The following is a 12,029-nucleotide window of genomic DNA, read 5'->3' on the forward strand; positions in this document are numbered from 1 at the left end:
GTTACCGGATGAAGGTCGTGTCGGCCAGCTTGCTCAGGTCCGGGATGGCCCGGATCACGCCCGCTTCCAGCAGCAGGTCGGCCGCTTCCTTGGTGAACGCCGCGTGCTCGCCCGCGAAGAACTTCTGGTTGGCCGCCTTGTCCTGCCAGCGCAGGAAGCTGGCCGATTTGCCGAATGCCTCGCCGGTCTGCTTGACGTCGGCGCCCATGATCTCGTAGCTCTTGGCCGGGTCCTTCTTGATCATCTCGACGGCCTCGAAATAGCTGTCGGCCAGCGCCTTGGCGGCCTTGGCGTTGTCCGTCAGGAACTTGGGGGCGCAGCCGAAGGTGTCCATCACCATCGGGTAGTCGAGCGTGGTGGCGAGGATCTTGCCGGCTTCCGGCTTGGCGCGCACGGCCGACAGGTAGGGCTCGTAGGTCATGGCGGCATCGAGATCGGCCACGCCCGCAAGGATGGCGTTGGCGGCGGGCTGCGGCTCCATCGTCGTGACCTTCACGTCCTTCACCGACATGCCGTTCTTCTTCAGCATCCAGGCGAGGGCGAAATACGGGGACGTGCCGGGAGCGCTGGCGCCAATGGTCTTGCCCTTCAGGTCGCTGATCTTCGCGATCCCAGGCTTCACCACCATGCCGTCGGCGCCGTAGCTCTTGTCCAGTTGGAAGATTTGCGTGGTGGCGACGCCGGCGGCGTTCCAGACCACCCAGGTTTCCACCGTGGTGGCGGCGCACTGGATGTCGCCGGAGGCGATGGCCAGGTGGCGGTCCTTCTGCGGGATCTTCTTGATCGTCACGTCCAGGCCGTTCTTCTTGAAGATGCCGGCTTCCTTGGCCAGCGTGAGCGGCGCGAAGCCGGTCCAGCCCGAGATGCCGATGGCGACTTTGGTTTCCTGCGCCTGCACCGCGGTGGCGGCGAACGCGGCGAGCGACAGGGCGAGCAGCTTCTTCATGGGATTCTCCGATTCGTGGGAAGGTAGGGAACTCTATGCAACCGTCATGCCAGATGCAATGCGTGCAACTCCGGGATGGCGCTTTCGATGGCGTGGCCGATGTCGCCGCTGCAGACCAGGTGGTGCACGGCTTCCATGTCGCGGGCCAGGCTGCGGTCGGCCATCATCGCCGGCGAGACGCTGCGCAGCAGGCGCAGCACGCCTTCCAGCCCCGGCGAGCTTTGCAGCGGCCGCAGGAATTCGATCCCCTGCGCGGCGGCCAGCAGCTCGATGGCGACGATGTGGGCGGTGTTGCGTAGCATCGGTCCCAGGCGCCGGGCGGCGAAGGTGGCCATGCTCACGTGGTCTTCCTGGTTGGCCGAGGTCGGCAGGCTGTCCACGCTGGCGGGGTGCGCCAGCGACTTGTTCTCCGAAGCGAGCGCGGCCGCCGTGACGTGCACGATCATGAAGCCGGAGTTCAGCCCCGGCTCGGGCGTCAGGAAGGGCGGCAGTCGGGAAACCACCGTGTCGACCAGCATGGCGACGCGGCGCTCCGAAATCGCGCCGATCTCCGCGATCGCCACGGCCAGCGCATCGGCGACCAGCGCGACCGGTTCGGCGTGGAAGTTCCCGCCGGAGATCATCTCGCCTTCCGCCGCGAACACCAGCGGGTTGTCGGTGACGGCGTTGGCTTCGCGGACCAGCACCTGCGCCGCGTAGCGCATCTGGTCCAGGCAAGCTCCCATCACCTGCGGCTGGCAGCGCAGGCAATAGGGGTCCTGCACGCGGTCGTCGTTTTCCAGGTGGGAGCGGCGGATTTCGCTGCTGGCCGTGAGCGCGCGGTAGGCCGACGCGCAGGCGATCTGGCCCGGCTGGCCGCGCACGGCATGGATGCGCGGGTCGAAAGGCGCGTCGCTGCCGCGGGCGGCGTCCAGCGTCAGGCCGCCGGCGATCACGGCCGCCTCGAACACGCGGTCGGCGGTGAGCAGGGCGTCGATGGCCAGCGCCGTCGACACCTGCGTGCCGTTGATCAGGGCCAGGCCTTCCTTGGCGCCGAGCACCAGCGGCTTCAGGCCGGCGCGTTCCAGCGCGTGCGCCGCCGGCATGCGTTCGTTGTCGTAGAAGACTTCGCCTTCGCCGATCAGGGGCAGGCTCAGGTGGGCGAGCGGCGCGAGATCACCCGATGCGCCCACGGAGCCCTGGCAGGGAATCACCGGAATCACGCCGCGGTTGTGCAGGGCCAGCAACCCATCGATGACTTCCTCCCGCACCCCCGAGTAACCGCGCGCCAGGCTGGCGGCCTTCAGCAGCAGGATCAAGCGCACGACGCGCTGCGACAAGGGCTCGCCGACACCGACGGCGTGCGAGCGCAGCAGCTTGAGCTGCAGCAGGGCCAAGTCTTCCCTGGCGATGCGTTGCGTGGCGAGCTTGCCGAAGCCGGTGTTGACGCCGTAGACCGGTGCGTCGCCTTCGGTGGCGCGCCGCACCTGTTCGGCGCTGGCGGCAATGACGGCGCGGCAGGACGGTGCCAGCGCGACCTGCAAAGGCTCGGGGGCGCACAGCCGGCGCAGCTGCGCCAGGGAGAGCTCGCCGGGAACGAGGATTTCCGGTCCTGGCACGCTCAACCGATCATCGGCAGGTTCAACTTCTGCTCGCGCGCGCACTCCGCCGCGATCTCGTAGCCGGCATCCGCGTGGCGCATCACGCCTGTGGCGGGGTCGTTGAACAGCACCCGTTCGATCTTCTCCGCCGCTTCAGCCGTGCCGTCGCAGACGATCACCACGCCCGCGTGCTGCGAATAGCCCATGCCAACGCCGCCGCCGTGGTGCAGGCTGACCCAGGTGGCACCGCTCGCGGTGTTCAGCAGCGCATTCAGCATCGGCCAGTCGCTCACCGCGTCGCTGCCGTCGCGCATGGCTTCGGTTTCGCGGTTGGGCGAGGCGACCGAGCCGCTGTCCAGGTGGTCGCGGCCGATCACGATGGGCGCCTTCAGCTCACCGTTCTTCACCATCTCGTTGAACGCCAGGCCCGCAATGTGCCGTTCGCCCAGGCCGATCCAGCAGATGCGAGCGGGCAGGCCCTGGAAGGCGATGCGCTCGCCCGCCATGTCCAGCCAGCGATGCAGGGATTCGTTCCGCGGGAACAATTCCTTCAGCTTGGCGTCGGTCTTGCGGATGTCTTCCGGGTCACCGGAGAGCGCGACCCAGCGGAACGGACCGACGCCGCGGCAGAACAGCGGACGGATGTACGCCGGCACGAAGCCAGGATAGGCGAAGGCGTCGGCCACGCCGAAGTCCTGTGCGACCTGGCGCAGGTTGTTGCCGTAGTCGACGGTGGGAACACCCATGGCGTGGAAGGCCAGCATCGCGCGCACGTGCACGGCACACGATTCGCCCGCGGCCTGCGTCAAGGCCGCGTGCTGCGCCGGATCTTTCTGCGCGGCCTGCCATTGTTCGACCGTCCAGCCCGCGGGCAGGTAGCCATTGATGATGTCGTGCGCCGAGGTCTGGTCGGTCACGATGTCGGGCCGGAGCCCGCCGGCCTGGGCGCGCCGCGCCAGCTCCGGCACGATCTCGGCGGCATTGCCGCACAGGCCAATGGACACGGCCTCCTTGCGCGCCGTGTGGTGCGCGATCAGGGCCAGCGCTTCGTCCAGGTCCTTGGCCTGCTTGTCGAGATACTTCGTGCGCAGCCGGAAATCGATGCGCGACTGCTGGCATTCGATGTTGAGCGAGCAGGCGCCGGCGAACGAAGCCGCGAGCGGTTGTGCGCCGCCCATGCCGCCCAACCCGGCCGTCAGCACCCAGCGGCCGGCGAGGCTGCCGCCGTAGTGCTGGCGCGCCGCTTCGGCGAAGGTCTCGTAGGTGCCCTGGACGATGCCCTGGGTGCCGATGTAGATCCAGCTGCCGGCCGTCATCTGGCCGTACATCATCAGGCCCTGGCGGTCGAGCTCGTTGAAGTGTTCCCAGGTGGCCCACTTGGGCACCAGGTTGGAATTGGCGATGAGCACCCGCGGCGCCCCCGGGTGCGTGCGGAACACCCCGACCGGCTTGCCGGATTGCACCAGCAGCGTTTCATCGGGCTGCAGCTTTTTCAGGGTGGCGAGGATCGCCTCGAAGGCCGGCCAGTTGCGCGCCGCCTTGCCGATGCCGCCGTAGACGACCAGCTCGTCCGGGTTCTCGGCGACCGCCGGGTCCAGGTTGTTCTGGATCATCCGGTACGCGCCCTCGATCTGCCAGTTGGCGCAGCTGAGCTGCGTGCCGTGCGGGGACTTGACCGGGCGCGGCCCGGCGGCCAGGTAGGCGGACTGGGAGTGGTCGGACACGGCGGGCTCCTGATACGAATTCGCAGGCATCCTAGTTGTCTATACAACTTGTGTCAACCGGGGTTATCATCCCGGCCATGCAGAAAGACGTGGTGCCCGCCTATGAGCAGGTCAAAGCCTGGGTGCGGCAGCATATCGCCAGGGGCGACTGGAAGCCGGGCGACCCCGTGCCGAGTGAAAGCGCCCTCATGGAGCAGTTCGGCATCAGCCGCATGACGGCGAACCGCGCCCTGCGCGAACTCGCCGCCGAGGGGCTGGTGACGCGTGTCCAGGGTTCGGGCACCAAAGTGGCCCAGCTGCACCGCATCTCGTCGCAGCTCGTCATTCGCGACATCCACGAAGAGGTGGCCGAGCGCGGTCACGTGCACACCACGCGCATCCTGGAAGTCACGGAGGAAAAGGCCGGCCCGGCCGTCGCCGAGTCGCTCGGGCTGCGCAAGGGCGCGCGGGTGTTCCATACCATCCTGGTGCACATGGAGAACGGCGTGCCCATCCAGTACGAGGACCGCTACGTGAATCCCGCGGCGGCGCCGGACTACCTGAACACCGATTTCACCCAGACCTCGCCCACGCTGCACCTGCTGCAGCACGCACCCCTGACCGAGGCGAGCTATTCGATCGAGGCCTGCCTGCCCAACGAGGTGGAGGCGCGCGAACTCGGCATCCGGCGCGGCGAGCCCTGTCTGGTCATGATGCGGCGCACCGTGAGCGGCGCCCACGCGGCCAGCGTGGCGCGGCTGGTGTATCCCGGCGCCCGGTACAGCATCGCGGGGCAGTTTCAGGCATGAGGTGGAATGTCGTCACGCTCGCCGAAGTCGCGGCCAGCCCCTGGCGCAATGGCGGCGGCGTGACGCGCGAGCTGCTGGCCTGGCCGGCCGTTGCCGATTGGGAACTGCGGGTCTCGGTTGCGGACATCGCTTCGGATGGCCCGTTTTCCGCCTATCCCGGCATCGAGCGCTGGTTCGCCGTGCTGGAGGGTGGCGCGGTGCGGCTGCGGGTGGGGCAGGACGAGCACACGCTCGATGCGGACAGCGCGCCGTTGCGATTCGATGGCGCGGCGCCGGTCGATTGCCGCGTGGCCGCTGACGGCACGCGCGACTTCAACCTGATGGCACCGCCGGGGCGAGCGCTGCTGCGCAGAACCGCCGGCCCGCAGCGCTTTGAACCGCAGGTGCCCGCGATCGTCGGCGTGTATGTGCACGCGAATGCGGCGCAGGTCGCTTGCGGTCCGGCGGCGGCCGACCTGCGGCCCGGCAGCTTCGCCTGGCTGCAGACGGAAGGTCCCGCCTCGGTGCAGTTGCAAGCCACCCAGGCCCTATGGATCGAGTTCCGCCTGTGAGCATCGCGCTCTGGCACCGGTGTTCGGTGGCGACCATGGCGCGCGGTTCGCCCTACGGCCTGGTCGAGGATGCGGCCCTGGTCGTCGAGGACGGTCGAATTGCGTGGCTGGGGCCACGCGCCGCTTTGCCGGCGGAATGGGATGCGCAGGCCCAAGCGCGGCACGATTGCGGCGGTGCGCTCATCACGCCCGGCCTGATCGATTGCCACACGCACCTCGTCTACGGCGGCGACCGGGCGCACGAGTTCGAACTCCGGCTGAATGGCGCCAGCTATGAAGACATCGCCCGTGCGGGCGGCGGCATCGCTTCCACGGTGCGCGCGACGCGCGCGGCTTCGGAGGACGAGCTGCTGGAGCAGAGCCGGGTCCGCCTGCGCGCGCTGAAAGCTGAGGGTGTGACGACCGTCGAGATCAAGTCCGGCTACGGCCTCTCGCTGGCCGAGGAGCGCAAGTGCCTGCGCGTGGCGCGCCGGCTGGGCCAGGAAGAGGGAGTCGCCGTGCGCACGACCTTTCTCGGCGCCCACGCGTTGCCGCCGGAATTCGCCGGCCGCGCGGACGACTACATCACCGAAGTGCTGAACATGCTGCCCGCCTTGCATGGCGAAGGCCTGGTCGATGCCGTCGATGCGTTCTGCGAACGGATCGCCTTCAGTCCTGAGCAGACCGCCCGGGTGTTCGAGGCCGCGAGTTCCCTCGCGTTGCCGGTGAAGCTGCACGCCGAACAATTGAGCGACAGTGGCGGCGCGGCGCTGGCCGCGCGCTACGGCGCCTTGAGTTGCGACCACCTCGAGTGGTTGAGCGAGGAGGGTGCCCGCGCGATGGCCGCCGCCAACTCGGTGGCGGTGCTGCTGCCCGGCGCCTTCTACTTCCTGCGCGAAACGCGGCTGCCGCCGGTGGACCTGTTGCGCTCTCAGGGTGTGCCGATCGCCGTGTCGACCGACTGCAACCCGGGCAGTTCGCCCTGTACCTCGCTGCTGCTCATGCTGAACATGGCCTGCACGCTGTTCCGGCTGACTCCCGAGGAAGCGCTGGCGGGAGTGACGCGCGCGGCTGCGCGCGCCCTGGGATTGACCGATCGCGGTACGCTTGCCCCCGGGCAGCGCGCCGACTTCGTCCTGTGGGACGTCGCGCGGCCCGCGCAACTTTGCTATGCCATCGGCGCCAATCCGCGGCGCCAGACCGTCGCTGGAGGACTGGCCGCATGACCTTCGACCTGCATACCGGCACGGCCCCGCTGCTGGTCAGCATGCCACACATCGGCACCGAGATCCTGCCGGAGCTGGTCGGCGGGTACGTGCCTCGCGCCATCGACGTCGAGGACACCGACTGGCACCTGGCCCGGCTCTACGACTTCCTGGATGAATTCGGCGCCAGCGTGCTGACGCCCCGGCTCTCGCGCTACGTGATCGACCTGAACCGGCCGCCCGACGACGCGCCCATGTATCCCGGCGCCTCGAACACCGAGCTGTGCCCGACCCGCTTCTTCACTGGCGAACCGCTGCATGTCGAAGGCGGCGCGCCCGACGCCGCGGAGCGGCAGCGACGCCGCGAGCAGCACTGGCAGCCTTACCACGACGCACTGGCGGCCGAGCTGGCGCGGTTGAAGTCCCTGCACGGCTTCGCCGTGCTCTGGGACGCGCACAGCATCCGCTCGCAGATCCCCTGGCTGTTCGAAGGCCTGCTGCCCGACCTCAACATCGGCACCGCGGGCGGTGCGAGCGCGCACCCGTCCATCGCGGCCGCCGTCACCGCGGCGGCGGCGCGCGCGCCTGGGGCGACCCACGTGCTCAACGGGCGGTTCCAGGGCGGCTACATCACGCGCCACTACGGGCGGCCGGCGGAGCACGTCCACGCCGTGCAGCTCGAGATGACGCAGAAGCTGTACATGGCCGAAACCTTTCCCTTCGTCTACGACGAGCTGAAGGCTGCCGCCATCCGGCCCACGCTGCGCTCCATGGTGGGCGCGGCGCTGGAGGCGGCGCAGAGGCTGCATGGCGGCTGAAGGCCAGCGCTTCTTCGCGCCCCGCGCCTGGGTGGCGGGCGCCTGGGCGAACGACGTCCTGCTGCAGACGGATGCATTCGGCCTCTGGAGCCAGGTGACGCCGGACAGCGCGGCCGAGGGCGCGGCGCATGGGGTCCAGCGCCTGGCCGGCCCGGTGCTGCCCGGCCTGGTGAATGCCCACAGCCACGCCTTCCAGCGCGCCATCGCCGGGCTGACGGAGCGCAGCGGCGGCGGCGAGGACGACTTCTGGCGCTGGCGCGACCGCATGTACAGCGCGGCGCTGCGCGTGTCGCCGGCCCAGGTGGAAGCCATCGCGGCCTACCTGTACGCGGAGCTGCTGCGTGCCGGCTACACGCAGGTGTGCGAGTTCCACTACCTGCACAACGACGTCGATGGCCGGGCCTACGCGCAGCCGCTGGAGATGGCGCTGGCGCTCGCGCGCGCGGCCCGCCGCGTGGGCATCGGGCTGACGCTGCTGCCCACGCTCTACATGCGCAGTGGCTTCGGTGCCCCGGGTTTGCGCGAGGACCAGCGGCGCTTCGCTTCCACGCCGGAATCCGTGCTGCGCATCGCGGACGGCCTGGGTGGGGAAGGGCCGCTGGTGAATGCGGGCGTGGCGCTGCACTCGTTGCGGGCGGTGGACCAGGCCGCACTGGCCGAAGCGTCCGCGGGTGCCGGCCGGCGCCCGATCCACATCCACATCAGCGAGCAGCGGCGCGAGGTGGAGGATTGCATCGAGACCCACGGCATGCGGCCCATCGAATGGCTGGTGCGAAACGCGCCCGTGGACGAGCGCTGGAACCTGGTGCATGCAACGCATGCCGACCGCGACGAGCTGGCGGCATTGCGCGCACGCGGAGCGGCGATCGTGCTGTGCCCGACGACAGAAGCGAACCTGGGCGACGGCGTGTTCGACCTGCCGCCCTGGCTGGGCGCCAGCGGGCGCTGGTCGATCGGCTCGGACAGCCACGTCAGCCGCAGCTGGATGGAGGAGCTGCGGCTGCTGGAGTATTCGCAACGGTTCGCGCTGCGCCAGCGCAATGTCGCGGCGCGTGCCGCGCTGACGGAGAGTTCGGCCGGTGCCTTGTTCGAAGGCGCGCTGGAGGGCGGAAGCGCCGCCGCCGGCGTGCCGCTGGCGGGGCTGGCCGTCGGGCAGCGGGCCGATTTCATGGTGCTCGATGCGCAGGCGCCGGCGCTGCTGGGCGTGCCGGACGACCACCTGCTGGATGCGCTGGTGTTCTCCAGCCCCGGCACGGTGCCGCGGCAGGTCTATGTGGCGGGGCGGGCGGTGGAGCCCGCCGATGTCGCGGCGCCTTTCGCCGACGCCATGCGCGCCTTGTGGGCCTGAAGCTGCCTCACATCAGGTTCAGGGGAATCTTCAGGTAAGCCACGCCGTTGGCCTCCGGCGGCGGCAACTGGCCGGCCCGGATGTTCACCTGCACGGCCGGCAGCATCAGCGGCGGCAGGCCCAGGCTCGCGTCGCGTGCGTTGCGCAGGGCGACGAACTCCTCCTCCGTGACGCCGTCGTTCAGGTGGATGTTGTGCCTGCGCTGCTCCGCCACTGTCGTTTCCCAACGCGGCTCGCGGTCGGCCGGCGGTTCGTCGTGGCAGACGAAGAGGCGCGTGGCCGGCGGCAATTGCAGCAGCCGGCGCACCGAGCGATAGAGCTGGGCCGCGCTGCCGCCGGGGAAATCGCAGCGGGCCGTGCCGAGATCCGGCATCAACAGGGTGTCGCCCACGAAGACGATGTCCCCGAACTGGTAGGCCACGCAGGCCGGCGTGTGGCCGGGCACCGTGATCGCCTTTCCGGCAAGCTGGCCGACGGAGAAGGTTTCACCGTCGGCGAACAGCTTGTCGAACTGGCTGCCATCGGTCGCGAAATCGTCTTCCAGGTGGAACAGTTCCTTGAACACCACCTGCACCTCCACGATCTTGCGGCCCGCCGCGATGCGCCCGCCCAGCAGCTCGCGCAGCCAGGCGGCGGCGCTCAGGTGGTCCGCATGCGCGTGCGTTTCCAGGATCCACTCGAGTTGCAGCCGGTGCTCGGCCAGGAAGGCCATCACCCGTTCCGCCGAGGCGGTGCTGGTGCGCCCCGAGCTCGCGTCGTAATCCAGCACCGGGTCGACGATCGCGCATGGGGCATCCGGGCGCTCGTAGAGGACGTAGGTGACCGTGCCGGTGGCGGCATCTCGGAAGGGCTGGACCAGGGGCGTCATGGCGCTGCGTTACGCGTACTTTCGACGGATGTTTCGGAATGTACATCCGCCGGCCGCCACCCGGTCAGGCTGGGGCGCGGCCCTGCAGTGCGCTCGGCGGTTGCCCCATCGCTGCCTTGAACATCGCGGTGAAGGCGCTGTCGCTCGCATAGCCGCTGGCGGCGGCCACATGGCTCACCGGGACACCGCGGGCCAGCAAGGGCAGGGCGTGCGCAAGCACCGCCTGCTGGCGCCACTGCTGGTAGCTCGTGCCGAGCTCATCGCGAAAGAGCCGCGCCATCGTCCGCTCGCTGGCCCCGACGTCGGCGGCCCACTGCGCCAGCGTGGCACGCTCCGCGGGCGCGCGCAGCACCGATTCGCACAGGGCCCGCAGCCGCTTGTCGCCGCCTTGCGCGGGCGGCATCGGCACGCCCAGTGGCTGCGTCGCCGCCCTGGCGAGTTCGTCCAGCACCAGCCGCGTGAGCAGGTCCTGCCGCGGCTGCGGCAGGCGCGGGGCGTCCAGCGCGTGCACCAGCTCGCGCAACAGCGGCGAGACCACCAGCACCCGGCAACCCCCCCAGCCCGCGGGCGTGGCCGAGTCGTCGATGTACAGGGTGCGGAACTGCGCATCTTCCAGCACGTGCACGGAATGGCGCGCGCCCGGTGCGATCCAGACGGCGCGCGATGGCGGGACGATGTAGGTGACTTCGCCGGCCGCGTCGCCAGGGGCGGCGGCTGTCACTTGCACGATTCCGGTGGCGCAATAGGCAAGCTGCGCCCACGCGTGCCGGTGCGGATCGAAATGGGTGTCGGCGGGCATGGTGCGGGAGCGCACCCGCACCGGGCGCGCGCGATCGGGCGTGAACGGATCGGTGTCGCCGACGGGGGTGGCGCGGCTGGCACGAGGCACGGTTACAGGCATTGGCTGATTTTCGCCGAAAGCTGTCCTTCTGTCGCATTTCAGAAAGCCCGTGCGCGACTACGATTTGAGCCATGAGCACACCCAGCAATGCGCTGCCTTTGTCCGCCGTCCCGCTGCGGCAGGACGCCGGCGTCATCGGACTCGTGGGCATCGCCCACATGATCAGCCACTTCAGCCAGCTCCTGCTGGCGCCGCTGTTTCCCTGGCTGAAGGACGCGTTCAACGCCAGCTACATCGAGCTCGGTTTCCTGATGACGCTGTTCTTCGTGGTTTCCTGCGCGGTGCAGGCGGCCTCGGGCTTCCTCGTGGACAAGCATGGGCCGCGGCCGGTGCTGTTCGCCGGGCTGGGCCTGATTGCCGTGGCCGCCTTTGGCTTCGCCATCAGTCCCAATTACTGGTCCATGGCCTTCTTCGCCATCGTCGCCGGCATCGGCAACGGCGTTTTCCATCCGGTGGACTACACGCTGTTGAACCGTAAGGTCAGCGCGCCCCGGTTGGGCCACGCTTACAGCTTCCACGGCATCACGGGCAGCCTGGGCTGGGCGCTGGCGCCCGCGCTGATGGTGCCGATCGCCATTGCGTTCGGGTGGCGGGCCGCGCTGGCATCGGCGGGTGTGTTGACCCTCGTGGTCCTGGGCGTCCTGTTCTGGAAGCGTGATGCGCTGACCCTGCCGGCGGCGCCTGCCGCCAAGCCTGGCACGACGGCTCAGGTGCAGGCCGAAGGCAGCTTCGCCTTCCTGCGCATCCCCGCCGTGTGGATGTGCTTCGCCTTCTTTTTCTTCTATGCCGTGGTGCTGAGCGTGATCCAGGCTTTCGCGCCCGAAGCCGCGCGGCAGCTGCACCAGGTGCCGGTGGGGGTGGCCGCGGCCTGCCTCACCATTTACATGGTGTGCAGCGCCGGAGGCATGGTGCTGGGCGGCTTCCTGGCCTCGGACCCGGCCCGCATCGAGCGTGTCGTGGGCGCGGGCTTCGGCATGGCGGCGCTGATCGCGCTGGCCATCGGCTTCGCACCTGTTCCCGCGATCCTGGTCCCCTTCATGTTCGGCGCCATGGGCTTCGTGAGCGGCATCGCCGGCCCATCGCGCGACCTGCTGGTGAAGAAATCCACGCCCGAAAACGCCAGCGGACGCGTGTATGGCGTCGTCTATTCCGGGCTCGACATCGGGCAGGCGATCGCCCCGCTGATCTTTGGGGCGCTGATGGACCGCCAGAATTACCAGGGCGTCTGGCTGGGGCTGGTCATCATGCAATCCGTGCTGATCGCCAGCGCATTCAATGTGCGCAAGGTGCGGCGCACGGTGCTCGCGCCGGCCTGAAAACC

Annotated in this window: 11 protein-coding genes; 6 read left to right on the forward strand and 5 right to left on the reverse strand. The window is 69.4% G+C overall.

The annotated features are described in order from the left end of the window. Window position 1: 1 nt before the first annotated feature. The 3 genes from FN976_RS04405 to hutU are packed head-to-tail and all read right to left on the reverse strand — an operon-like array spanning window position 2 to window position 4,280. On the reverse strand, window positions 2–946 hold the full coding sequence (locus FN976_RS04405) for an ABC transporter substrate-binding protein (RefSeq protein WP_145891368.1): 945 nt from the start codon (window positions 944–946) through the stop codon (window positions 2–4). Between the two features lie 44 nt (window positions 947–990). Continuing rightward, window positions 991–2,550: a histidine ammonia-lyase gene (hutH, locus tag FN976_RS04410; RefSeq protein WP_222432771.1), complete on the reverse strand. Its 1,560-nt coding sequence runs from the start codon at window positions 2,548–2,550 to the stop codon at window positions 991–993. Beyond that, window positions 2,547–4,280 (reverse strand): urocanate hydratase, encoded by a 1,734-nt coding sequence (gene hutU, locus FN976_RS04415; protein WP_145891372.1) that lies wholly within the window; start codon window positions 4,278–4,280, stop codon window positions 2,547–2,549. The genes hutH and hutU overlap by 4 nt, the downstream gene beginning before the upstream one ends. A 47-nt stretch (window positions 4,281–4,327) precedes the next feature. On the opposite strand from hutU, the gene hutC reads away from it, so the two are divergent. The 5 genes from hutC to FN976_RS04440 are packed head-to-tail and all read left to right on the forward strand — an operon-like array spanning window position 4,328 to window position 8,939. After that, window positions 4,328–5,038: a histidine utilization transcriptional repressor HutC gene (gene hutC, locus FN976_RS04420; protein WP_145891374.1), complete on the forward strand. Its 711-nt coding sequence runs from the start codon at window positions 4,328–4,330 to the stop codon at window positions 5,036–5,038. Further along, a complete protein-coding gene (locus tag FN976_RS04425; protein WP_145891376.1) occupies window positions 5,035–5,589 on the forward strand; it encodes a HutD/Ves family protein in 555 nt (184 codons plus the stop codon). The genes hutC and FN976_RS04425 overlap by 4 nt, the downstream gene beginning before the upstream one ends. Further along, entirely contained in the window at window positions 5,568–6,794 is a 1,227-nt protein-coding gene (gene hutI / locus FN976_RS04430; protein ID WP_145891378.1) for an imidazolonepropionase, read from the forward strand. Before FN976_RS04425 ends, hutI begins: the two co-directional genes overlap by 22 nt. Next, window positions 6,791–7,591, forward strand: coding sequence for an N-formylglutamate deformylase (gene hutG, locus FN976_RS04435; RefSeq protein WP_145891380.1), 801 nt, complete (start codon window positions 6,791–6,793; stop codon window positions 7,589–7,591). Before hutI ends, hutG begins: the two co-directional genes overlap by 4 nt. After that, window positions 7,581–8,939, forward strand: coding sequence for a formimidoylglutamate deiminase (locus tag FN976_RS04440; RefSeq protein WP_145891382.1), 1,359 nt, complete (start codon window positions 7,581–7,583; stop codon window positions 8,937–8,939). Before hutG ends, FN976_RS04440 begins: the two co-directional genes overlap by 11 nt. Before the next feature lie 7 nt (window positions 8,940–8,946). Here the strand turns inward: FN976_RS04440 and FN976_RS04445 are convergent, their stop codons facing one another. Further along, the gene (locus tag FN976_RS04445; protein ID WP_145891384.1) at window positions 8,947–9,807 is read right to left on the reverse strand and encodes an MBL fold metallo-hydrolase; all 861 of its coding nucleotides are present in this window, start codon (window positions 9,805–9,807) and stop codon (window positions 8,947–8,949) included. Window positions 9,808–9,871: 64 nt separating this feature from the next. After that, the gene (locus FN976_RS04450) at window positions 9,872–10,708 is read right to left on the reverse strand and encodes an AraC family transcriptional regulator (protein ID WP_145891386.1); all 837 of its coding nucleotides are present in this window, start codon (window positions 10,706–10,708) and stop codon (window positions 9,872–9,874) included. Between the two features lie 71 nt (window positions 10,709–10,779). Between FN976_RS04450 and FN976_RS04455 the strand changes: the two genes are divergently transcribed. Further along, window positions 10,780–12,024, forward strand: coding sequence for an MFS transporter (locus FN976_RS04455; RefSeq protein WP_145891388.1), 1,245 nt, complete (start codon window positions 10,780–10,782; stop codon window positions 12,022–12,024). Window positions 12,025–12,029: the final 5 nt, after the last annotated feature.

It is taken from the genome of Caenimonas sedimenti (assembly GCF_007833165.1).
GTDB classification, from domain to species: Bacteria; Pseudomonadota; Gammaproteobacteria; order Burkholderiales; family Burkholderiaceae_C; genus Ramlibacter; species Ramlibacter sedimenti.